The sequence below is a fragment of the Polaribacter sp. genome (assembly GCF_049276715.1).
GTDB lineage: Bacteria > Bacteroidota > Bacteroidia > Flavobacteriales > Flavobacteriaceae > Polaribacter.
Map to the genome: position 1 here is coordinate 42,382 of NZ_JBASWY010000015.1, position 25,138 is coordinate 67,519.

Below are 25,138 nucleotides of genomic sequence, written 5' to 3' on the forward strand. Positions count from 1 at the left end.
CTTATTGTACTATTAATTTCCATTTATATCCTTTGTTATTCGTCAAGATATAAATGCCAGCTGACAAACCTGGAAATTGTAATGTTGTTCTTTGTAAAGTGGCATCAAATTGTTGATAAATACTAAATGTTCTTCCATTAATATCAGATAGAAAAAACAGCTCTTCTAGACTTGCATTTGATATAAAAATTTCATTTCCAGCAATTACAGGATTTGGAAAAACAATACTTTTATTAAAAGATTCATTTGTATTTACTGAAAGTACATTTTTATTGCTAAAGTAAGGAATTGCAAAATCAAAAGCCTCTACTCCTATTTTTTTGCCAATAATTCTCCCAGGAATATCATCTGCAGGAGGATGAATTCCTCCCCAAATTCTAGACAAACTGCATTGATCTGAAGCATCTCTATAGGTTGCCCATTGCAAAACAATATCTACAGAAGGCCCTTGTTCAAAAACTAAAAACTCGTCCTTTTTTGCTGTAAATTCTCCCATTCCACCAGGAAAAAAAGCGTCTCCAGTAAGTAAAGTCATAACTTCTGCTGCTGTTCTTGAATAGGTTGAATGCCCAGAAACAAAACCAGCAAAAGGTGGCGTTACAAAACTTGGTCTTTGATAAGGCCACCAATTTTCTGCAAGAATCCAACCAACTCCAGCTTGATCAGTATTTGGATTATTTATTTCAGTATGTCCTCTCCATGTAAATAATTTAATTTTGCCTATATTTTGAGAATTACCTAAAGCTAGTGGATCATCTTCAGTAACCAATTCAATATAGCCAGGTTTCAATAGAATCCCATTTGCATGATAATTAGGCAAAGAACTATTTGAACTTTGACCCAAATCTGCCATATAACGAATTGCAGAAATTGGGCGAATATAATCGTACCAACCTTTAATACTCCAAGAAGCAACAGCAGCATCGTGCATTGCACCTGCTAAAATAAAATATGCTTTTACATCCCATTCTAAAGGATTTAAAATTTCACCTGTTCCAGATATTTTTTTCACAAACTGCGGGTGATCATTCACATAATTTAAAATAGTAAACCAATGTCCAGGAGGTGTTTCAGAATCTGGGCCATCTGCCCAAAACTCTGCTAAAACTCTTGTATAATCTCCTCTAGGAACGACTTGTGATTCATAAGAAGCATTTGTTTTTGGATTTAAATCATGGCCTTTACCAATATCACCACCTTCTAGCAGCTTATAAAAATTATCATAATCGTTATATTCTGTAGGAAATGAAGAGGAAGCAATATTACCAATAGATTTTGGAGAAATATCCCAAAGAACTCCATCTTCAGGATCTAAATGACTAGACCAAATTGCAACTTGAGAAAAACCTTTTTTATACGCTTCTGAAGACGTTGCATTTGAGGAATCTAAATAAGGAGGATTGGATGGATTATGGTATACATTATATAGATTTCCTTCTCTTTGATACGTTTTTTTATGGCTTTCATTCATAGAAAAAGGCCAAACATTTCCCCATTCTGGGCTTAAAAAATCAATAACCTCTCCTGAAATTAAATTTCCACTTTGATCTATATAAGTTTCTAAACTTAATGACTGCCAACGATTTGGATTACTTAAATTCGGATTTCCTGAGATGACAGGCACCATTGGAGAATTTATAGGTGAATAATAAGCATTATCATAACCTGTTTGTTCTCTTGCTCCATCTAAATTACCATAATCTATAATCGTTTTTGCTATATAATTTCCGAGTGCAGCAGCATTCCCATCTTCATATTGCAAACTTGTAAAATTAGTATCATATCCAAGTTGATTCATTAATATGTTGAATTTTGCTAATGTAGCTGAAGTGCTTGGAGAGTTTTTAAATCGATGAGACAATAAGCGATAAGCTGCATAACTAATTGCTTTTTTTCTTGAAATTTCTACATTCTCTTGAGGAGTAAAGTTTGATAGTGTACTTGTAAAATTATGAACTTTATAACCTAAAAGATATGTGGAAGCCTCATCACTATAAATTGCCCAAGCATCATACATAGCTATACTTGTATGAAATAAGTTTCTGGCATGAATTGTCGGTCTTGCAAAGTCACCTCTAATGGCTTCTAAAAGGGCTTCATTCCAAATTCTGGCAATTGATTTATCATCAGAAATATTCTCTAAACTTAAAGTAACATCTAAACTAATTTCTTCACTTTTACATAGATTATTTGTAACCACAAGACTTACTTTATTCACTGTTTCGAATTCCCATTTCACTGTAATTGTGGCTGTTCCTTGTCCAGAAATAATTTCACCTCCTTCTACTTGCCAATTTATAGAATAACCTGATGCTAAATTGTATGAATAGTTTTCTGTACTGAAAAAACTTGCATTTTTAGATCCTATAATTTTACCTGTGGTAGCTGCATATGCGCAAGAACCATCGTTAACAGTGGCTTGTGGATTGTAGTTACAAGAATTTGGATCTGTACATCCAACAATTTTAGATGCTGGTGAAATAGTAAGTTTTTGGTAAGAAATATTCTCTATAGCTTTCCCAAATGTATTTAAATCTAAATCAGTGTAAATATCAATATGACCAGAAGGCCATTCTATCTGTAATTCTTCAATAATTGTTGAATCTGCCAAACCAAAATGAACAGGTTTTAAACTTTGACCCAAAAACCCAACTCCAGAATAATATCTGATATAAGTATCTTTATCCGTTTTTAGTTTAACAATGGTTCCAATAGCATCTCTATTTGATAAAGTACCCTGCAATGAAAGTTGAAACCAATTACCATTTTGCTCTTCTGTTATATTGATTGTTGTATTCTCGTAGAAAAAAGAATTATTAGTGCTATTGGTTATAAACACATCTAAATCTCCATCAAAATCATAATCAAAATCCACAACCTCCATACTTTCTGTTAAGGCTTTTAATCCTTGATTATTGGTATTTGAAAATGAAGCTATTCCATTAGTAAAGGTGTTTTCAAAATAATAATTGATATCTACATTTTCGGCTGTATTTTGAAAACCATTAACCACAATTAAATCTTCATCACCATCCAAATCGAAATCAGCAAAAGTGGTTCCCCAAGACCAACCCGTATTTTTTAATTGCATTTCTGATGCTTTTTCGTCAAAAGTACCATCTGGTTTGCCAGTTAATAATGAGTTGTTAGAAATAGTGGTAATATAAAAATCGAAAATGCCATCTTTGTTATAATCGCCAACTGTAATCCCCATATCATTATAATTTATAGCTACATTATAGGTTGCTGCTTTTTCTGTAAATGACACTCCATTATTATTGATAAACAACTGATTAGGTTTTAAAAAATCGTTTGTTACATACAAATCCATCCAACCATCTTTGTTAAAATCGAAAGGAAAAGGATTGTACCCAGGGAAATCTACCAAGGTTTCAATATTTGTGGTTTTCGTAACATTTTCAAAAGTTCCATCGCCATTATTTTTATATAAAGTATTGGTATTACAACCTTTCCAATCTGCTATATAAATGTCTAAAAATCGATCGTTATTGTAATCGAACCAAATAGCACCCGTATTTTCACAATTGTTTTTTCCAACAATACCAGCTGCATTTGTTACATCAATGAAAGTACCATTTCCTTGATTATTAAAAAGTTGCACTTTACTTAAATGTGTAAAAAATATATCTGGATCACCATCATTATCGTAATCACCCCAATAAGCGCCAAATTTGAATCCTTTGAGTCCCAAGAAATTGTTATAAGAAGCATCTAATTCATTAAATAGTAATAAATTCTCAAGCCCTGAACCTTTAGTTACATCTGTGTAAGTTCCATTTCCATTATTTCTAAAAAGTTTACTTTGGGTGTTTTCTTTACCTTGTTCGTCTTTCCAAAGTGATACAACAAACACGTCTAAATCAAAATCTCCATCATAATCTGCCACTGAAATACCATTATTCTCCATCAAATTACCAAAACCTACTAAGTTTTCAATACGCTTGAAAAACTGTTGAGATACTAGTTTTGTTTGAAAAATAAAGAAAAACAAAAAAGATGCTAAAAAAGCTTTAGAGATTCTTATTTTCATTTACTTAATGATTTTTTGCTGCTCATATTATAGATTATAAATATAAATATCTTTAAAACGAATAGAAAACTTTTGTAACTATTTTAACTGATAGAAAACCACAATCAAAAAAATTAATTCTTTTTTGTGAAAAACTGACTTTTTAAAAAACCCAAACCATAACCCAAAAATTGAGTAAAAGAAGTTATTAGACTTAACCAAGCAATAAAAGGGTTTAAATAATTTTTTAAAAAAGAATCCGATAACAAGATAAACATATAGAGAAAATATAAATCAAATAGAATATGATAATCAAAGTACAAAAGAAGTAAACTCAATACCCAACCTAAAATAAATAAACTTGGAAACCAGAATGTAATTTTTGCGCTTTCAGGGTATTTTCTATTTAAAATTGGTCTTGCTTTTCCAAAAGAATACGTCTGTTTAAAAAACTGCTTTAATGAGCTTCTTCGCTTGTGATAAACAAAAGCTTGAGTTATTAATTGAGTTTCCAAGCTATTTTCCCATAAACGAAAGGTTAGATCTATATCTTCTCCTGTTTTCATTGCTGAAAAACCTTGAGTAACTTCGAATGCTTTTTTTGACAACCCCATATTAAAACTTCGAAGTTGAAACCTGCCTACTCCATTTTTCTTACCTCTAATACCTCCTGTTGTTAAAAAACTAGTCATAGAGTAGTTAATGGCTTTTTGAAGGGCAGAAAAATTTTTATGAGCTGCATCTGGCCCACCAAATGCATCTGTGAAATTTGACTCTAACGTGTTTTTTATTACTGATAAATATTGATTAGGTACAATAACATCTGAATCTAAAATGATAAAATAATTTCCAGTCGCTTTTTGCATTCCGAAATTTCTACTTTCTCCTGCTCCACTATTTTCTTTAAAAAAATATTTTAAATCCAGTTGCTTTTTATATTTCTCTGCAATTAAGTCACTTTTTTGGTTTGAACCATCTTCAATAATTAAGACTTCGAAACGATCAGAAAAATTTTGTTTTGTAAGACTTTCTAACAACTCGTCTATTTCTTGTGGACGGTTGTAAACTGGAATTATTATGCTAAAGTTTATTTCTGAAGGTTTCAAAGTTTCAAAGTTTCAAAGTTTCAAAAGTAACGAATAAAAAAATTGAAAGCTCTTAAATAAAGAACTTTCAATTTTGATGTTTATATAAAAGCTTGTAAACAAGTTTAGCCCTGATTGAATGATTTGTTTGAGCTCTTTTGAGGTACGAAAAAAGCGAGTAGTGAAAGCAGGAAATAGCTTCAAATTAGTCTACTCTTCATCAACAAATTTATCCATCACTGGATCTGAAACGCCCATATTTGAGAAACCTCCATCATGAAATAAGTTCTGTAAGGTTACTTTTTTAGTTAAATCTGAGAACATGGTAATTGTATAATCTGCACATTCTAAAGCTGTTGCGTTTCCTAAAGGACTCATTTTTTCTGCATATTCCATAAAACCACCAAAACCTTTTACACCACTTCCAGCAGTTGTTGGTGTTGGCGATTGGGAAATTGTATTTACACGAACCTTGTAATCTCTACCAAAAAAGTATCCAAAACTACGTGCAATACTTTCTAAATAGGCTTTATTGTCGGCCATATCATTATAATCTGGAAACACTCTTTGAGCAGCCATATACGTTAATGCAACAATAGAACCCCATTCTGACATTGCTTTTTTGTTGTATAAAACATTCATTACTTTATGAAAAGAAACTGCAGAAATATCCCAACCTTTTGTGGTAAAATCGTAATTAGAATCTGTATAATGTTTGCCTTTACGAACGTTTACAGACATACCAATTGAATGCAAAACGAAATCTATTTTTCCGCCTAAAATTTCCATAGATTTTTCAACCAAATTGTTTAAATCGTCCATAGAAGTTGCATCTGCTCCAATAACTTGAGAACCTGTTTTTTCTGCTAAAGCGTTTAACTCGCCCATTCTTAACGCAATTGGTGCGTTTGTTAATACAAAAGTTGCACCTTCTTCATGTGCTCTTTCTGCAACTTTCCAAGCAATCGATTGTTCGTTTAAAGCTCCAAAAATAATTCCTTTTTTCCCTTTTAATAAATTATACATATTATTTGTATTTAGTTGTTGGTTTTTGGTTGATGATTGTTCGTCTTTTAATTTTAAAATTGACAAACTCAACTACAAATATAACCTTTAATTTAATAATTGTTTTGCGTGCGTAATTGCGCTATCTGATATATTTTTACCACTCAACATTTCTGCAATTTCTACAATTCTTTCTTTAGAAGATAATTGCTTTAAGTTGGTTGTAGTAATATTATTTACTTCTTCTTTGTATACTTTGTAATGATTTTTTCCTTTGGATGCAATTTGTGGCAAATGAGTTATGGCAATTACTTGCATATTTTTACTCATTTCCTGCATAATTGCAGCAATTTTATTGGAAACTTCTCCAGAAACTCCTGTGTCAATTTCATCAAAAATAATGGTTGGTAATTGGGTGTTTTCTGATAAAACCTTTTTTACAGACAGCATTATTCTAGATAATTCTCCTCCTGAAGCTACTTTTTTTAGCTCACCAAAATTACCTCCTTTATTTGCAGAAAACAAAAAATCTAATTCGTCTTTTCCGTTTGAAAAATAGTTTTTTGTGGGTTTAATTTTGATAGAAAAACGAGCATTTTCCATACCTAAATCTGCTAATAAAACCTCTAATTCTTTGGTTAATTTTGGTATGGAACTATTTCTACTCGTAGAAATTAAGCCTGCAACTTTGTCTAGTTTTTCAGAAACATCATTTACCTCATTTTTCTTTTTATTGATGGTTTCTTCTGCGTTTTCTACTTGACTTACCTTTTCTGATAAAATCTCTAAAACCTCTAATAATTGAGCATTCGAAGAGACAGCATGTTTTTTTTGCAAGTTGTAAATAAGCTGCAATCTGTCGTTAATTTCTTCTATTTCATTAGGGTTGAAGTCTACATTTTCATTGGCATCTTCTAACTCTGAAACAATGTCATCGATTTCTATTTTTACGCTTGTAATTCTCTCTGACAACTCTTGATATTCTTTAGAAAACGAAGCAATTTTAGACAACCTGTTTTCTAAAGTGTATAACAAATTTTGAACACCAATTTCATCGTTTGCAGAAATTTCTAAAGCTTCAGATAAATTGAGTTTGATGTCTTCTATGTTGTTTAGTTTCTCTAACGTTTCTTCTAATTCTTCTTGCTCATCAACTTTTAATTTTGCCTCTTCTAACTCATTAAAAAGATGCAAATTATAATCATATTGTTGGTTCGCTTCTTTCTGAATTAAAACTAATTCTTCCAACTCTTTTTTAAGTTGATTCAGTTTAGAAAAACCTCTTTTGTAAGAATCTATTTTATCTTGATTTTTTGATAAAGCATCTACGATTGCAAATTGAAAACTATTATCTGATAATTGCAAAGTTTGATGCTGCGAATGCACATCTATCAATTTCTCTCTTAAATCATTTAAAGCCGACAAATTAACAGGGGTGTCATTTACAAACGCACGTGATTTGCCTGATGGTAAAATCTCTCTTCTAATAATGGTAAGATCTTCGTAATCTAAATCTGCTTCAGCAAAAAAATCTTTTAAATTGTAGTTAGCAACTGAAACTTTAGCTTCTACAACACATTTTTTTGAGGTATCTTTTAAAGATGACAAATCTGCTCTGTTACCCAAAACCAAACCTAAGGCACCTAATAAAATAGATTTTCCTGCACCAGTTTCACCAGTAATTATAGACAAACCAGAGGGAAAATCAATAGTTAATTGATTGATTAAAGCGTAGTTATTTATGGAAAGTTGTGTAAGCAAATTCGCTAATTTTTATAGGTTAAAATTAGTGAAATAAATTCAGAAAATTACAAGAAATTTCTACTCAATATCTCTCCATTTAGAATTATTGTTTGGAGAAATTTTTCTTAAAGTAGAAGACACCTCTGAACTATTTTTAGTTTTTGGACCCTCAGAATAAATATTAACTATTTCATCTGCTTTTGCATCAAAAAAGACTCGAATTAAATAATTACCAACGGTTTTATTAAAAATAGACTGTAAAGATAAAACACTATCTTCTATAGTTTGTTTTCCAAAATCTTTGTTATTTGCGAAATTATCCAAGCCTTTTATATGATAACTATATAAAGCTTCTCTGTATGCTTTTAAGTTTGGAGATAACATATCGTCTATTAACAAAAATCTATTTTGTTTACCAACTACATTTTGCCAAGAAGCCAAACCACTTTGCTGCGCTTGTAACATGGCATTTTCTGCTTCTTTTAATTCGTATTCACCTCCAAATTGCGAAAACGAATCTGCATCAACCCCTAAAATTGTATATACATAAAAAACAATGGTAGAAATTAAATTGCTATCAAAAGAGTTTCTGTTATAGATTAATGGATCGAATTCATTGTATCTGAAAGTAAAATCGTCGTCTTTTAAATTTAATAATGGACTTGAATAACTCGAACCATAAATAGGTCTTGTAGATTGCACTTGGAGAGTAGCTGTAAATGTATTATCGTTTCTAGAAGTGATGATAATATTCATGGCACAATCTACTTTCTCTTCATTTTTAACAACTCTGTCTGTCCATTTTGTTTGATTGATAAACTCTTTCAATGCAGTTTCTAAAGTGGTAAAAACTTGTCTATTAGAGCCTCCAATTTGTTCGTAATTTATATTGACCAAACAATTTAACTCTTGCGAATTTATATTCGTAGTAAATAAGAATAAAGTGAAAAGAAAAATAATTTTACGCATCTAATTTTGATATAATTTCGTTGATAATATCTTTAGCAACTTCTGTTTTCGATTTTAATTCAAATGGTTTTTCATTCAAATTTTTATCAATAATAGTAATTTTATTTGTGTTTGTTGCAAAACCAGCTCCTTTATCTTGTAAAGAATTTAAAACGATGGCATCTAAATTTTTACGTTTTATTTTACTTTTTGCATTTTCTATTTCGTTATTGGTTTCCAATGCAAAACCTACTAAAAACTGTTTTTCTTTAATTAACCCTAAAGATGCTAATATGTCTTTTGTTGGTTCTAGCTGCATAGTTAACGAACTTGAATCCTTTTTTATTTTCTGATTGGCTATATTTTTTGGTTTGTAGTCTGCTACAGCTGCAGATAAAATAGCAATGTCTACATCTTTAAAATATAAATGAGTGACATTATACATTTCATCAGCAGAAACGACGTTTATTCTATGAACCAAAGAATTTTTAATTTGCTGCTGACTTGGTCCTGAAATTAAAAACACTTCTGCACCTAAATTTGCAGCTTCATTTGCTAAAGCAAATCCCATTTTACCAGAAGAGTGATTACCAATAAAACGAACAGGATCTATAGCCTCGTAAGTTGGGCCAGCAGTAATTAATACTTTTTTCCCTTTTAATGGCAATTTAGAGAGAATATCTTTTTCTATAAAAGAAACTATATCTTCTGGCTCTGCCATTCTTCCTTCACCAATTAAACCACTAGCTAATTCTCCAGAAGTTGCAGGAATTATACTATTTCCAAAAGATTGTAATTTATGCAAACTTGCTTTCGTTGATGGATGTTTGTACATATCCAAATCCATAGCTGGTGCAAAATAAACTGGGCATTTTGCTGATAAATAAGTTGCTAATAACAAGTTATCGCAAACTCCATTTGCCATTTTAGAAAGAGTATTTGCTGTGGCTGGTGCAACTAAAAAATAATCTGCCCAAAGACCTAAATCTACATGATTGTTCCAAAGTTCGTTTTCATCTTCTTTATCATAAAAAGTAGAATGAACTGGGTTTTTTGAAAGTGTAGAAAGTGTAAGAGGTGTTATAAAATCTTTAGACGCAGGCGTCATAATTACTTTGACATCTGCGTCTAATTTTATAAATAAACGAACTAAATTGGCAGTTTTGTAAGCGGCAATTCCAGCAGTGATGCCTAGAAGTATTTTTTTACCACTTAAAACAGACATTTATTCGGTTTCTGGATTTCTATGATATATTTTGCCTTTTAACCATTCTTCCACTGCTAATGCTGTTGGTTTTGGTAAACGCTCGTAAAACTTAGAAACTTCTATTTGTTCTTTATTTTCAAAAACTTCTTCTAAACTATCATTATAAGTAGCAAATTCTTCTAATTTGTCAACCAATTCAATTTTTAAATCGTTGTTAATTTGCTCAGCTCTTTTAGATATAATAGAAATTGCCTCATAAATATTTCCAGTAGGTGCTTCTATTTCATTTTTGTCATAAGTAATAGTACTTATAGCTGCTTTTGTATCTTTATAGTCCATAATTATTATTTCTCGGTTGTATCTTCTAATTCTTTAAACTTTTCTATAAGAGCTTCTACCCTTACTTTTTCTTTTTGCAAAGTTGCCAGCATTTCGTTTGATTCTTCCATGTATTTAGATTCTGGAAAATTCCTTTTTAATTTATCGTAAGCCTCTATAGCATCTTTAATTCTTTCTAATTTTCTTCTATCATAACTTTTTAAAACAAAATCATGAGCCGCTTTTAATCTATAATATAATGCTTCTTCTTTAAATTCAGAACCTAAATAATCTGCTAATAAATTATCGAAAGCTTGAATAGATGCTTTATAGTTTCTTAAATCGTAATCTGCAGTTGTATAGTATACTTTTGCTATTTCGAAGTATTTTTTTTGTAGTATGTAGCGTATTTCCTTGTAGTGCTTATTCGCTTCTTCAAGCTTATCAGAATCTGGATATGTGTTTATAAAACTCTGAAATGACTCTAAGGCTTTATTAGTATCTGTTGGGTCTTTGCTGTAAACTGGAGATGCTAATTTATAACTGTAAGCAGATAAAAATGCTGCTTCTTCTTTCTTAGAACTACTTGGATAATTACTTACAAAACGATCAAAATAATAACCAGCTAAACTGTAATTTTTTTCGTTAAAATTAGATTGAGCAACCATAAATTGGATACGTTCCATTTGTGGCTTACCTCTGTAAGCAGGTGTTATTTTTTCGAACAAACGCAAAGCTTTACCGTATTTTTTACTTTCGTACATTTTTACGGACATTTTATACTGGTCTTCAATAGTACCTTTATTTAGTACTTTTTGATATTCTCCACAAGAAAATAGCAATAAGCTAAACAGTACTAAAAACGCTAAATTTTTAATTTTTTGCATCGTGCAAAATTATGAATTAATTATGGATAATAAAAGCATTTATTTTTAATCAAAATAAATCTTTTTACTTCACAAATATTGCTTATTTAAAAGCTTAGATTTTATCATGACGCTTTATAAAGTATTTTGTAATATCTGTTATGCAAGTATCAGCCAAAAAGCCTTAATTCTTTTATAAAATGATGCTAAATGTTTGTTAAGAAAATTTAGAAAGATTAAAAACTTTCTACAAAAGATGCAATTTTATCCTGTAATTGCTTGGTTGCTTTTACCAAAGGAAGTCTTACATCATTTTTACAAATAGCTAACTCTTGCAAAACTGCTTTAATTCCTGCAGGATTATTCTCTTCAAAAATGTAGTCGATAATATCCATCATTTTAAAATGAATAGCATACGCTTCCTTATTTTTTCCTTCTAAACCTAATTGAATCATTTTAGAAAATTCTTTAGGAAAAGCCTGCCCAATAACAGAAATTACTCCAGAACCACCTGCTAAAGTTACACCTAAAGCTAAATCGTCATCTCCAGAAATAATTAAAAAATCTGCTGGTTTATTCTTTAACAATGTATTGTATTGTTGTTGGTTATTTCCAGCTTCTTTAACTGCCACCACATTCTTAAAATCTTTTGCCAAGCGCAAAGTAGTTGCTGGCTCCATATTTTTTGCTGTTCTACCAGGAACATTATACAAAATTACTGGCAAAATTGTAGCTTCTGCAATGGCTTTATAATGCTGATAAAACCCCTCTTGTGTAGGTTTGCTATAATAAGGAGCCACAGATAAAATTCCGTCAATTCCTGTAAAATCTCTTGTCTTTAGTTCTTTTACAACTTCTAAAGTATTGTTGCCTCCAACACCTAAAACCAAAGGTAAACGCTTATTATTTACTTTTATAATAGTGTCTATAATTAACTGTTTTTCTTCTTTAGAAATAGTAGCACTTTCGCCAGTTGTACCATTAATAACTAAATAGTTTGTACCATTGTTAATGTTATAATTTACCAACTTAATCAGCGCTTCAAAATCTACACTTAAATCTTCTTTAAATGGGGTTATTAAAGCAACACCTGTACCAATAAATTTTTGCATGTTCTTTTATTTTTCGGGGTAAAATTACGATAATCAAATTGAATCTTTTATGAAAAATTAATTTCAAATAAATAATTCACAATTTTTAACAGGAAGTTTAATTTTTAAGTTTTTTTAAAATTAATAAGTACTTTTTTAATTCTAGTAAAAAACCATCTGTATTTGTTGGATATTCTGAAATTTCTAAATCATATAAATCTTGATTTACTTTAGAAATCCCCGTTTTAAAAGTAGCCTTCGATTTTAAAACTGAAAACTGATTATACAGATTTTCTTTATTAAAATAACCGATAAGTAAATCGAAAGGTTTTTCTAAAAAAGCATTAAAATGTGGCTTTTTAATTTCTCCTTTCCAAGAAATATCTTTTTCAGTAAAATGGGATAAACTTGCTTTATCTTTTTTTTTGAAAGGTCTATAACTGTAAATTTCAACATCTTCAACTCCTAAAATAGTTTGCACCTCTTCTTTTAAATTAATCCAATTGGTAATTTCATCAGAAGAAATAATACCAACCGTTTTAATTTCGTTTTTACTTACAACTCTACTATTTTCGCTTTCTATAAGTAGTTTTCGGAATCTTTTTTTTAAAAATACTTTTTTCAGAAGTTAAGGTTTTTAAAGATTTATATTATTTATTTCGTAAAAATACTATTTATTTTCTTTTATTTCTAAAAGGATAAATTGATTCAATTGTTTTCCGTAAATCTGAAAATTATCATCAGAAATTAGAATTAAAGATTTATTTCCATTTGATAAGGTTGGACCAAAAGTAATGCCTTCTATGTTGTCTATAATTTTATCTGTTAATTTATTTTTGATAACATCAAAATCGAGCAATAATCTTTTATTCAAAGTTTTAAATTTGGTTGATTTTAAACTATCAATTTCTAAAATATTTGTGGTAGCTTCATCAATAATTGCTTCAAAAATTCTGATTGTATTTCCATAACTTCCAAATTCGTTTTGATAGGCTCTTTCTAACACAAAAAAATGATTTTCTTTAAATTCTAAAATAGCTGTAACTCCATTTAAATTAATGCTTCCTGAAGAAGGTTTCGAAATATGTTCTAATTGATAGGCGAATTGTTTTGTTGCCTTTTTAGAAGATTTATCAAAATAAGTAATTCTAATGGGCGATGATTGCTTTTTAAAACTAGGTTCTTCTCCATCTACTTTTAAAGGAGCTTCCATAGTTACCCAAAATCCTTTACTATCAAAGCTTTTAGATGAACCTTCGAAAACTGCATTGTGTTTTATGGTATGTAAGTTCGATAAGTTTTTCGGCAACTCAAAACTCTCTAAAAACTTGCCATTTTTATCAGTTTTAAAAACAGTTGGTAGCTTTTCTTTATTGATAGAACCTTCGCTAACCAAATAAATCTCTTCGGTTTTTTCATCCATAAAAACCGATTCTAAATCCAAAATATTTTGGCTGTAAAATTTTGATAATGTATCATTTAACAAAACAACTTTACTAAAACCTACATTTAAAATTTTATCATTTTCTATATTGATATTTCCAATTAGTATTCTCGGATTTCTAGCATCATCGACAACAAAATAATATTGATTGTTTGTAAAATCTAAGCCAGACAAACCTCCAATAATTGTGTTGCTAAAACTTAATGAATCTGCTAAAATATATTCGTCTAAAAAGTTTAACTCAACTTTTTCTTTGTTTACAACACAAGAAAATAAAAAAATTATGAGTACTAAAAAAACGAAATTTTTCATCATTAAAAGCTAATAACCACAAAGATATATTTTTATTGTATTGTAAGCACCTTTAGATTGGTTCGTCTAAAAAAGAAATCAATCCAAAATGAAAAAACACATATTAACTGCATTAAAAATTGTAGCAGTAATTATAATGCTACAAACTTTATTTTATAAATTTTCGGCTGCAGAAGAAAGTGTAGCTCTTTTTACAAAATTAGCTGGCGAAAATGAAGCTTATTTAAGAATTGGAACAGGAGTTTTAGAACTGATAGCTTCTATACTTTTATTTATCCCTAAAACCATTTGGTTCGGAGCATTAATGACTATTGGTTTAATGTCTGGAGCTATTTTAGGGCACTTCACAAAACTAGGAATTAACCATAATAATGATGGTGGTTTGCTATTTGGAGCTGCTGTTTTTATTTTTTTAGTAAGTTTATCTATACTTTATGGAGAACGAAGAAATATCCCTATAATTGGCAAGAAAATAGGATAAAAAGAAACGCTTAAAATTAGAATTTTAAGCGTTTCTTTTAGTTATAAACTATCGAATTAAAATCTCTTTCTGTTATCTGCAGATTGTGTATCTATTAATTTATTATAGGGATCTACACCAACTTCTATTGGTTTTTTATCCACAATAATTGTTATTTTATTATGTATTTGAGTTATTTTATGTTTCTGCAAATACAACTCTATTTCTTTCTTTTCGCCATCAATTTCTTCTTCTCCAAAAATACCAACATCTATATAATCGATTAATTTTACAGATAAAGTTGCTTTTTTCATTTTATCGGTTTTATAGGTTAAAGTATCCCCTACTTTTTCACCATAATATTTTTTCCCTTTTTCATCATTTCTATATTTAGAAACTTCAAACTCAATATCTACTTGATATTTTCCGTTTTCTAAAGGAGTTACTTTGCTTTCTTTTATTGAATTTTGATACAAAGTAATGGTTTCAAACATATCGTGAATTACATATTGCAAAGAATCTGGTGTAACCTCTTTTATATAATTTACCATTTCTATAGATGTTGTGTATGGAGGTTCTTGAAATTGCACTTTTTCTACATACTTTTTTAGTGCTCCATTTAAGTTTTCTTCACCTATATAATCGCTCAAAGCATATAAAACTAAAGAGCCTTTTTGGTAATGAATATACCCTTGACCATCATTGTACATCAATGGTTTTTCACGTTTACTTTCAAATGTTCTTTGCATTAAATAGCCATCTAAAGCATCCTTTAAAAAAGTGCGCATTTTAGTTTTTCCATTCTGATGTTCCAAGACTTTTAAAGACACGTATTCAGACATACTTTCTGATAGTAAAGTAGCTCCCAAAACATCAGCTCCAATAACTTGATGTGCCCACCATTGATGTGCAACTTCATGCACAGTTACTGCAAAAGGATAATCTACACCATTGTCATTTTTATCATCTACATCTGCAATAAAACCTATACCTTCAGAAAAAGGAATGGTGTTTGGAAACGATTGCGCAAACGTTCCTGCTGTTCTTGGAAACTCAATAATTCTGGCTTGCTTATGTTGATAAGGACTAAAGTTTTTAGAATTATAATCTAAAGAAGCTTTCATACCTTTCATCATTCTATCTAAATTATAAGTATGTGGTTTATGGTAGTAAATTTCTAAACTTATGCCTTTATACATTTCTTTTTTAACCTCATATTTTGCTGATATAAAAGCGTAGAAATTTAAGATTTTACTATCCATTTTATAGTGATAATATTTCCGATCATTTTCCACCCACTCTTTTTGCAAATATCCAGGAGCAATAGCTATTTGATCTTTTGATGTAGAAACTGTTGCTTCAAAATCAATCCAATCAGAATCTTTAGATATATAGGTATTTCCTAAAGCTGTTGAATCTGATGGATGAGGACGTAAATCATTTGGAGGTAAATCGTACTTTTTACGCGTTTTATTATCTCTCAATTCTCCTTGTGAAGAATACCCTAAAGAAGGAAACATGGAGAAATTATTAATAAAAGTTCCATTTTCTATCACAGGAGATTTTTGCTGAAACATCGTATTTTCTTTACTTTTTACATTGATGGTTAATTGCAAAGTATCTCCAGGTTGTATTTTTGTATCAAATTGGTAAATATCAAAATTAAAAATAGTGTCTTCTAAAACTAATTTGTTTGGTTTATTAAATTTAAAAGTATTTTCTAACGAATTATGATTTAAGAAAATACTGTCAATTTCTTGATTTGTTTTATTTACCAAGGTATAAAATGCAGTGGCTTTGTAAGTTCTTTCTTTTGGATAAATATCTACATCCGTTTTTACAGCAACAATTCTTGGCTGTAGATAATTTTCATATTTCTTATAGGTTTTCTCCCATTTTACGGCATCTAATTCTGCTTGTTTAGAAGAAGAATTTTCACTGTCTGATTTTGTTTCTAAATAAATCGTAACTCCTAAAGTTAAAAAAGCAATAAAAACAGAAGTAAAAACAACTATTTTAGGCAGGGTAAAACGTTCTTTTGCAATCTGAATTCTTTCTGCAAAAGAATTTGGTAAACCTCTTACCCACATTAAAATACTTAAAATTAAGAGCAATGATCCTCCTAAAACCCAATAAGCTTTGTACCATAAATATCTTGACAAATCAGAACCATATCCATTCATGTCTGAATAACTGTAACCTGGCCCCTCATTATATTTAAAGATGGCTAACTCAATGCCTATAAAAGATAAAAATGGCATAGCTGATGCGATTATCAAAATGATAAAAAAGCCTAAATATTGGTTTTTTAACAATGTCTGTATAAAAATGGATAACAATGCCCAAACCAAATAATTTAAAAATTTTAGACCAAAAAGTTCTTTTGCATAATGCCCAATTTCAAAATTATAATAACCTTGATAAGTTTGATATAACATACCAGCAATCATAATAACTGCCAACAAAACAATTTGCATTTTTAACAAAGCAATTAATTTAGAGAACAAAAATGTCCAATTTGGAACTGGAGTGCTATCTACTAAATGATTTATTTTGGCTGTTTCTGCTCTTTGAATTAAAATACCAGCATATAAAAAAGTACAGATATTAATTACTAAAAAACTAAAAACACCACCAGCTGTCAACATTTGCCAAGTTACAGGAAGTGTATCTGTTCCAAAAATTTCACCAGCACTAAATAAAGTAATCATCAACATTAAAAGACCCACAATTAAAATACAAATAAATGGTATGCTTTTTAGGATGTATTTAAAATCGATATTAGATAACCTCCACATCGTTTTTAAATTCTGTAAAAAAGAATAGTTGTGCACTACTTTTGGCAAGGTTATTCTTGTAATGCCGCTAAAATTTCTTTTTATCAATCGCTCTGATTTCGATTTTCTAAAAGAAATAACAATTGCATTCTGACTAAATTGAAAATATCTATAAACCAACCCAAATATGATGGAAGAAATCGATAACCAAAACAATCTGTTGTAAATAACCAATTCTTTTATTGGTATTTGCATTTCATTTTGTTCAGACATTGTCCAATATTTGGTATAAGTATTCAAAGCAGAAAACCCAAAAGGATCTAAAATTGCCAACCAAGTTTCTTGTTCTGGGTCAGAAAGTATACCACCAATTGCTCCTTGAAAAAACAATAAAATAATAACTGTAATAAAACCTGCACCAATGTTTCTAGAAAAAGTTACTACAGCAAAAACCACTGCACCAAAGAATAAAACATTTGGCAAAATAAAAACCACATAAGACTTTAAATAAGCCATTAAACTTAAAGAACCTACAATTTCTGAATTGGTTCCTGGAAACCTGAAACCAATCATCATTCCAAATGCAATCACCAATACAATAGCTGATACCACAACAATACCGCTAAAAAACTTTGCAAATAAATAATTAGCTTTTGTAAAAGGATAAGAATATAAAATGGTATGCATTTCGCTTTTAAAATCTCTGTAAATAGAAACTCCAATAATAGATGGAAATAAAAAGAAAATAAAAATGGTAAATGCATTAAAATTACCTAAAATATTTATGGGCGAATTCACTATTCTAGAGGAACCAGTAGTACCTGTTATGGAATCCCAAATACCTGCTGATGTTGCTGAGATAAAAAAAGCCAATAAAAAAAATATAGCACAGTAAATATAAAATGTAGGTTTTTTAAACCAGTACTTTAATTCTTGTTTGAATATTGTTGAAAACATACTTATTTAAGTTATGAGTTTTGAGTGATGAGTTTTGAGTTTTGAGTTTTGAGTTTTGAGTGATGAGTTATGAGTTATGAGTGCATAAATTAACTTAAGATTTCGTCCAGATTTTTACTCTGAACTTTTAACTAAAAACTCTTAACTTGTTAAAACTGGTTCATCTTGTTTTAAAGCAATAAAATACACATCATCTAATTGTGGAGTAACTGCCACAAAATCTTCAGAAGGTTGCACATCAGCATGTACTCTAATATTTAATGTATTATCCTGATTGTAGTTTGATGATAAAATTGAAAACATTTTTTCGTTTTCTTCTAAATCATCTCTATTGATTACTTTTCTCCAAATAGTGCCTTCCAATTCTTTGGTTGCATTTTGTGGAGTAGTATGATTTAATATTTTTCCTCCATTTAAAATAGCCATTTCATTACATAACTCTTTAACATCCTCAACAATATGTGTCGAAAAAATTACGGTACAATTGGTACCAACTTCGCGTAAAACATTTAAAAAACGGTGTCTTTCAGCAGGGTCTAAACCTGCAGTTGGTTCATCAACAATAATTAATTTTGGATTGTTTAAAAGCAACTGAGCAATTCCAAAACGTTGCTTCATTCCTCCAGAATAACCTGCAACATGTTTGCGTCTTACTTCGTATAAATTTGTAATTTCTAAAACTTCTTTTACTAATTTTTGTCTATCAGTTTTACTCGCAACTCCTTTTAAAGTTGCAAAATAATCTAACAATTCTTCAGCAGACATTTTTGGGTACACTCCAAAAGATTGAGGCAAATAACCTAACACTTTTCTTAAAGACATTTTGTCTTCTAAAACATTAATATCACCAAAAAAAATAGACCCAGCATCTGGACTTTGTAAAGTTGCAATAGTTCTCATTAAAGATGATTTTCCTGCTCCATTTGGCCCCAATAAACCAAACATTCCTGTGCCAATTTCTAGGTTTAAATCGTCTATAGCTTTCACGCCATTTTTATAAGTTTTCGTAAGATTTTTTATAACTAACTTCATTTTGCTGGTTTTATCGTAGATTTTTATTTTTTAGATGAGTGTAAAAATACGGACTTTTGTTACACTTTTTTGTGATTATTTTAATGTTAATCCTAAAAAAGAGTTTTATTTTTACATCAAAATAGAAAATACATTATGTCAAAAAAATCAATCTTAAATAAAAAATCATTAGACTTTTTAGAAAAATATTTAAACAATGCAGCTCCAACTGGTTACGAGTGGGAAGGTCAGAAAATTTGGATGGACTATCTAAAACCTTACGTAGATACCTTTATAACAGACACTTATGGTTCTGCTGTTGGTGTAATTAATCCAGATGCAAAATACAAAGTAGTTATAGAAGGACATGCAGATGAAATTTCTTGGTATGTAAACTACATTTCTGATAATGGCTTAATTTATGTGATTAGAAATGGTGGTTCAGATCATCAAATCGCGCCAAGTAAAATTGTAAATATTCATACAAAAAACGGCATTATAAAAGGTGTTTTTGGCTGGCCAGCAATCCATACAAGAGACAAAGCAAAAGAAGAAGCCCCAAAACCAGACAATATTTTTATTGATACAGGTTGTGCAACTAAAAAAGAAGTAGAAGATTTAGGAATTCATATTGGTTGCGTAATTACGTATCCAGATACTTTTCATATTTTAAATAGTAACAAATTTGTTTGTAGAGCTTTAGATAATAGAATGGGTGGTTTTATGATTGCAGAAGTTGCTCGTTTATTAAAAGAAAACAAGAAAACGTTGCCTTTTGGTTTGTATGTAACCAATTCTGTGCAAGAAGAAATTGGTTTACGAGGTGCAGAAATGATTACGCACACCATTAAACCAAATGTTGCAATTTGTACAGATGTTACCCATGACACAACCACACCAATGATTGAGAAAAAAACGGCTGGTCTTTTAGAATTGGGTAAAGGTCCTGTTGTGGCTTATGCACCTGCAGTACAACAAAAATTAAGAGATTTAATTACAGAAACTGCAGAGAAAAATAACATTCCTTTTCAACGTTCTGCATTGTCTAGAGCAACAGGAACAGATACAGATGCTTTTGCATACAGCAATGGAGGTGTTGCTTCTGCATTAATTTCTTTGCCTTTAAGATACATGCATACCACAGTAGAAATGGTTCATAGAGAAGATGTAGAAAACGTTATTAAAATGATTTATGAAACTTTATTGAATATAAAAGATGGGGAAACTTTTTCTTATTTTGAGTAATAAGTTATAATTCTGTCAGTTCGAGTGATTTTGAGATTATCGAAATCAAAATATATTTTGATTGAAGATAGCTAACGAAGTTAAAAATTTGTATCGAGAACTCGTTAATACAAAAGGTTAAAAGTTCTCGATACAATTTTTATTTACATTAACATTTCAATAAAAATAACTCGAACTGACATCTTTTTAAATCATTAAAAATGAAATTAACCAACCAAAAACATCTTTTTAGCATTCCAGAAGAAATTATTTACTTAAATATTGCGAGTCAATCTCCATCTTTTAAAGCAGTGGAACAAGCAGGAATTAAGGGCGTTTTGGAAAAAAGTCATCCTTATAAAATTGTTGGTGATAGTTATTTTGAACCTGTAAAAGAGGTTAAAAAATTATTCGCAAAAATTATTGATGTTGATGATTACAATAGAATTGCAAACATTCCTTCTGCATCTTATGGATTAGCAACAGCTGCTAATAACATCATTTTAAAAAAAGAGGATGAAATTTTGTTAGTAGAAAGTCAGTTTCCAAGCAATTATTATGTTTGGGAAAAGTTAGCCAATAAATTTGATGCAAAACTAACGATAGTTTCCATGCCAAAATCCACAGAAAATCGTGGAAAAAACTGGAATACAGCTATTTTAAATTCCATTTCTGATAAAACAAAAGTGGTTGCTCTTGGTAATATTCATTGGGCAAATGGAACTTTATTCGATTTAAAATCTATCAGAAAAAAAGCCACAGAACATAATTCTTTATTAATTATTGACGGAAGTCAATCTATTGGTGCCTTGCCTTTTTCAGTAAAAGAAATTCAGCCAGATGCTTTAATTTGTGCAGGTTATAAATGGCTTTTTGGACCTTATGGTTGTGGATATGCTTATTTTGGAGAATATTTTGATGATGGAAATCCGTTAGAAGAAAATTGGTCTAATCGTTTACATAGCGAAAAAATGGTTGGTTTAACCGAATATCAAACAGATTATAAACCTTTGGCAAACAGATATTCTGTAGGTGAGCATGCAAGTTTTATTCATGTAAAAATGCAAATTGAAGCTTTAAAACAAATTTTAATTTGGACACCAAAAGCTGTACAAGAATATTGCGAAGAAATTACATCTGAGGCTGTTATCACTTTAAAAAATACAGGTTGTTTTGTAGAAGATGAAAATTTTAGAACACATCATTTATTTGGAGTTGAATTACCAAAGGAATTGGATATTCAATTGCTAAAATCAAAACTAAGAGAAGCGAATATTTTTATATCTTTTCGTGGAAATTACATCAGACTTTCTTGTCATTTATACAATACTAAAGAAGATTTTAAAAAATTAACAGACTGTATTTTAGCTTGTTTGTAAATGGATGAACTAATAGACATTTTAACTCCAGAAGGAAAACCAACAGGAAAAAGTGCTTTAAAATCGGAAGCACATAAAAACGGTTGGTTTCATGCAACTGTGCATATTTGGTTATTTACTGCTGAAAAAAAAGTACTCCTTCAAAAAAGAGCCATGACCAAAAAAGTATTTCCAGGTTTGTGGGATATTTCTGTAGCAGGCCATATTGCTGCTAGTGAAAGTGTATTAAGAGCTGCTAAAAGAGAGGTTTTTGAAGAAATTGGACTTGAATTACAAGAAAAGGATTTGATTAAAATTGGGACGAGAATTCATCAAGTTACTCATGATAATGGCATTATAGACAATGAACATCATCATGTTTTTATAGCTGAATTAAAAGTTCCTTTATCAACATTAAAAATACAAACAGAAGAAGTTGACGATATAAAACTCTTTGATTTATCAGTATTAAAAGATACAAAAAACCTCGAAAACGTTTTGCTTTCAAGGTTCCATGAGTATTATGTTTCTGTTTATGATAAGATTGTTGAGCACTTAAATTAAAATTGCTGCTTTCGCATGAATGACATCTCAAAATAACACTGCTCTATTTAGCTGGCTTTTCAAAAAACGAATCTGCTAATTTACCTTGACTTAGTAATGGTAAAGTAAATTCTGTTGCTGGTCTTGCTGGTTCTGTTGGGTTTCCTTTTTCATCTTTTTGAAACCAAGTGATTTCTCGTGGCAAAATTAAGCCATTTACGTTTTCCCATTTGTTGTATTTTATGAGATTGTATTTTTCACTTGGCTCTTTAGAATTGAAAGTAACTGTATACGCTAACCATTCCATTTGAAACGTTTTTGGGTTGTAATAAATAATGTAATTATCTTCAGAAGAATTACCAATATTTGCTTTGTAGGATATTTTAAAACCTGGATACTCTATTCCTTTAAAAGAAATAGCTTTGGATTTTTCATAGATAATTCCATCATCTGCCAACACAAAAGGCATTGCATAAAAATAGAAATATAAGTTGTAGTAAAATATTGGATTCCCTTTATAAGTCCCTGCTTTTTCCTCATCTAGCCAAACCTCTTTGCCATCAAAACCCAAAGAATACGTTGGCGAATTAATTACTGTTTTTCTCGAATGCAAATCTGTTGTATGAATCTCTTCTCCTTTGTTAAATGACAAAATTTGTGCTTTTCTCCAAGTATTAATTCCTCCATGAGTTTGGAAAACTTTCCCCAATTCTTCTGGAAAATTTTCTTCTTGTACAGTTTTAATTTCCTCTTTTTCAATTTCATTTTCTGATGATTTTTTTGCATCATTTTTGCAAGAAATTATACTAAATAAAGCAAATAATAAAAATACTTTTTTCATTTTTGGTTTGATTTTATTTTTGATAAAGTCGTTAATCTTATATCAATATTACAAATAATTTAAGTTACTTTCTAGATTCTAGATTGATAGGTATACAAATCAAAATATCTACCTTCTAGGGCAATTAGCTCATCATGTGTTCCTCTTTCCACAATGCTACCAGCTTCTATCACTAAAATTTGATCTGCTTTTTTAATAGTACTTAATCTGTGGGCAATAACAATTGTTGTTCTATCTTTTACCAATTGTGATAAACTTTGTTGAATTAATCCTTCACTTTCAGTATCTAAATTAGAAGTGGCTTCGTCTAAAATAATAATTTTTGGATTTGCCAAAATAGCTCTTGCAATTGCCAAACGTTGTCTTTGTCCTCCAGAAAGTTTTACACCTCTTTCGCCAATTAAGGTATCTAAACCATTATTAAATCTGTCTGTAAATTCATTTACATAAGCTGCGTTTACAGCACTTTGTAATTCCTCTTCTGATGCATTTGGTCTTGGAAATAAAATGTTTTCTCTAATCGTTCCTTCAAACAAAAATTCGTCTTGTAAAACAACCCCTAAATTTTTACGATAACTATTTAACTTTACTTTAGAAATATCATGATTATCAATGGTAATTTTACCAGATTTAGGGTTTAAAAATGTTGCTGATAAACCTGCAATTGTACTTTTTCCAGAACCTGAACTCCCAACCAAAGCAGTTACAGAACCAGAAGGAACTTTAAAACTAATATTGTTCAATACTTCTTTTCCTTTTTCATAGGCGAAGGAAACATCGTCAAAAATAATTTCTCCTTGTAAATTTTCTAAAACAACTGTTCTGTTTTCATCATCTTCTTCAGCTGGCATATTCATTAGCTCTTCTGTTCTATCTAAACCTGCAAGTGCTTCTGTTAATTGACTACCAATATTGCTCATTTGCACAATGGGTGCAATCATAAAACCGAGTAATAATGTAAATGATAAAAAATCACCAACTGTTAAATCGCCAGTCATAATTTTATAACCTCCAATTCCCATAATTCCTGTAGAAGCCAATCCTAATAAAAAAGCAGACGAACTTGTCATTAAAGCAGTGGCAGTTAAACTTTTCTTCACATTCTGAAATAATTTTTCTACACCTTTTTCAAAAGTTTCGTTTTCTTGCGCTTCTGCATTAAAGGCTTTTATCACTCTAACTCCTGCTAAGGTTTCTATCAATCTTCCATTTACTTCTGCATTAATTACAGCTCTATTTCTAAAAATTGGTCGAATATATTTGAATGCTTTTAATGCTACAAAACCAAAAACTGCAACAGGTAGCAACACAAAAAATGTCATAGAAGGACTTATTCTTATCAACAAAACCATAGAAATTACTGCTGTAATTGTACCTCCAACTAATTGCACCAAACCTGTTCCTATTAAATTTCTTACACCTTCTACATCACTCATAATTCTTGAAACCAATGCTCCAGATTTTGTATTGTCGAAAAAACTAATAGGCAGAGATAGTACTTTTTTCTGCACTTGCGCTCTTAATTCTGATATTAAATATTGTGCTTGTACACTTAAAATTCGGGTTAATAAAAACGAAGTTATAGCTTGAATTAAAATTGCAATTCCTACAATTAACAATAAATTGTACAGTTGCTCATAGTCTTTATTCGGAATTACATCATCTAACAGCGCTTTACTTTTCCAAGGCAAAACTAAACTTGATAATCTGCTGATTACAATTAAAATCAACCCCACAAAAACCAAATTTCTTCTTGGCCAAATAATTGTTTTAAAAGCGGTTAGTATGGAAACTGAGGATTTTTTATCACTCTTTTTATTCTCTTTAAGATGTTGCATAAATTATATTGAAGATGAAAATCAAATAAGGATGTCAATTTGTGTGCCATTGAAACGAAGTATGACATAATTGCAAAGTT

Annotated in this window: 19 protein-coding genes; 4 read left to right on the plus strand and 15 right to left on the minus strand. The window is 30.1% G+C overall.

The features are described from left to right. Window position 1: 1 nt before the first annotated feature. The 11 genes from WAO74_RS03770 to WAO74_RS03820 all read right to left on the minus strand — a co-directional run bounded on the left by WAO74_RS03770 (window position 2) and on the right by WAO74_RS03820 (window position 14,052). Window positions 2-4,051, minus strand: a complete 4,050-nt coding sequence (locus WAO74_RS03770; RefSeq protein ID WP_422159815.1) for an FG-GAP-like repeat-containing protein — start codon at window positions 4,049-4,051, stop codon at window positions 2-4. Between the two features lie 113 nt (window positions 4,052-4,164). Next, window positions 4,165-5,136: a glycosyltransferase gene (locus tag WAO74_RS03775; protein WP_422159817.1), complete on the minus strand. Its 972-nt coding sequence runs from the start codon at window positions 5,134-5,136 to the stop codon at window positions 4,165-4,167. Between the two features lie 189 nt (window positions 5,137-5,325). Beyond that, window positions 5,326-6,141: an enoyl-ACP reductase FabI gene (locus tag WAO74_RS03780; RefSeq protein ID WP_422159889.1), complete on the minus strand. Its 816-nt coding sequence runs from the start codon at window positions 6,139-6,141 to the stop codon at window positions 5,326-5,328. Window positions 6,142-6,228: 87 nt separating this feature from the next. Beyond that, a complete protein-coding gene (gene recN, locus WAO74_RS03785; RefSeq protein WP_422159818.1) occupies window positions 6,229-7,881 on the minus strand; it encodes a DNA repair protein RecN in 1,653 nt (550 codons plus the stop codon). Between the two features lie 60 nt (window positions 7,882-7,941). Then, a complete protein-coding gene (locus WAO74_RS03790) occupies window positions 7,942-8,832 on the minus strand; it encodes a DUF4835 family protein (RefSeq protein WP_422159820.1) in 891 nt (296 codons plus the stop codon). Further along, window positions 8,825-10,036 (minus strand): bifunctional phosphopantothenoylcysteine decarboxylase/phosphopantothenate--cysteine ligase CoaBC, encoded by a 1,212-nt coding sequence (coaBC, locus tag WAO74_RS03795; protein ID WP_422159821.1) that lies wholly within the window; start codon window positions 10,034-10,036, stop codon window positions 8,825-8,827. Before coaBC ends, WAO74_RS03790 begins: the two co-directional genes overlap by 8 nt. Beyond that, window positions 10,037-10,357, minus strand: a complete 321-nt coding sequence (locus WAO74_RS03800; RefSeq protein ID WP_422159822.1) for a DNA-directed RNA polymerase subunit omega — start codon at window positions 10,355-10,357, stop codon at window positions 10,037-10,039. A 5-nt stretch (window positions 10,358-10,362) separates the two neighbouring features. Further along, window positions 10,363-11,223, minus strand: a complete 861-nt coding sequence (locus WAO74_RS03805) for an outer membrane protein assembly factor BamD (protein ID WP_422159824.1) — start codon at window positions 11,221-11,223, stop codon at window positions 10,363-10,365. A gap of 215 nt (window positions 11,224-11,438) precedes the next feature. Beyond that, window positions 11,439-12,314 carry a 4-hydroxy-tetrahydrodipicolinate synthase gene (gene dapA, locus WAO74_RS03810; RefSeq protein WP_422159826.1) on the minus strand — a complete coding sequence of 292 codons (876 nt, stop codon included), beginning with the start codon at window positions 12,312-12,314 and terminating at the stop codon, window positions 11,439-11,441. Window positions 12,315-12,411: 97 nt separating this feature from the next. Further along, window positions 12,412-12,918 carry a DUF6913 domain-containing protein gene (locus tag WAO74_RS03815; RefSeq protein WP_422159890.1) on the minus strand — a complete coding sequence of 169 codons (507 nt, stop codon included), beginning with the start codon at window positions 12,916-12,918 and terminating at the stop codon, window positions 12,412-12,414. A 45-nt stretch (window positions 12,919-12,963) separates the two neighbouring features. Then, window positions 12,964-14,052, minus strand: a complete 1,089-nt coding sequence (locus WAO74_RS03820) for an esterase-like activity of phytase family protein (protein ID WP_422159827.1) — start codon at window positions 14,050-14,052, stop codon at window positions 12,964-12,966. Window positions 14,053-14,137: 85 nt separating this feature from the next. Here WAO74_RS03820 and WAO74_RS03825 point away from each other — a divergent pair, with 85 nt between their 5' ends. After that, on the plus strand, window positions 14,138-14,530 hold the full coding sequence (locus tag WAO74_RS03825; RefSeq protein ID WP_422159829.1) for a DoxX family protein: 393 nt from the start codon (window positions 14,138-14,140) through the stop codon (window positions 14,528-14,530). Between the two features lie 56 nt (window positions 14,531-14,586). On the opposite strand, the gene WAO74_RS03830 is transcribed toward WAO74_RS03825, so the two are convergent. Beyond that, entirely contained in the window at window positions 14,587-18,243 is a 3,657-nt protein-coding gene (locus WAO74_RS03830) for an ABC transporter permease/M1 family aminopeptidase (protein WP_422159831.1), read from the minus strand. 141 nt (window positions 18,244-18,384) lie between these two features. Next, entirely contained in the window at window positions 18,385-19,275 is an 891-nt protein-coding gene (locus WAO74_RS03835; RefSeq protein ID WP_422159832.1) for an ABC transporter ATP-binding protein, read from the minus strand. 135 nt (window positions 19,276-19,410) lie between these two features. On the opposite strand from WAO74_RS03835, the gene WAO74_RS03840 reads away from it, so the two are divergent. The 3 genes from WAO74_RS03840 (at window position 19,411) to WAO74_RS03850 (ending at window position 22,400) form a co-directional block, all read left to right on the plus strand. Further along, complete coding sequence (locus tag WAO74_RS03840) at window positions 19,411-20,499, plus strand: M42 family metallopeptidase (RefSeq protein WP_422159834.1); 1,089 nt, start codon at window positions 19,411-19,413, stop codon at window positions 20,497-20,499. Between the two features lie 200 nt (window positions 20,500-20,699). Next, window positions 20,700-21,857 carry an aminotransferase class V-fold PLP-dependent enzyme gene (locus tag WAO74_RS03845; RefSeq protein ID WP_422159836.1) on the plus strand — a complete coding sequence of 386 codons (1,158 nt, stop codon included), beginning with the start codon at window positions 20,700-20,702 and terminating at the stop codon, window positions 21,855-21,857. Continuing rightward, complete coding sequence (locus WAO74_RS03850) at window positions 21,858-22,400, plus strand: NUDIX hydrolase (protein ID WP_422159837.1); 543 nt, start codon at window positions 21,858-21,860, stop codon at window positions 22,398-22,400. A gap of 43 nt (window positions 22,401-22,443) precedes the next feature. On the opposite strand, the gene WAO74_RS03855 is transcribed toward WAO74_RS03850, so the two are convergent. Together WAO74_RS03855 and WAO74_RS03860 are read right to left on the minus strand one after the other, a co-directional pair. Further along, on the minus strand, window positions 22,444-23,220 hold the full coding sequence (locus WAO74_RS03855) for a DUF6503 family protein (RefSeq protein ID WP_422159838.1): 777 nt from the start codon (window positions 23,218-23,220) through the stop codon (window positions 22,444-22,446). A gap of 71 nt (window positions 23,221-23,291) precedes the next feature. After that, on the minus strand, window positions 23,292-25,058 hold the full coding sequence (locus WAO74_RS03860) for an ABC transporter ATP-binding protein (protein WP_422159840.1): 1,767 nt from the start codon (window positions 25,056-25,058) through the stop codon (window positions 23,292-23,294). Window positions 25,059-25,138 lie beyond the last annotated feature (80 nt).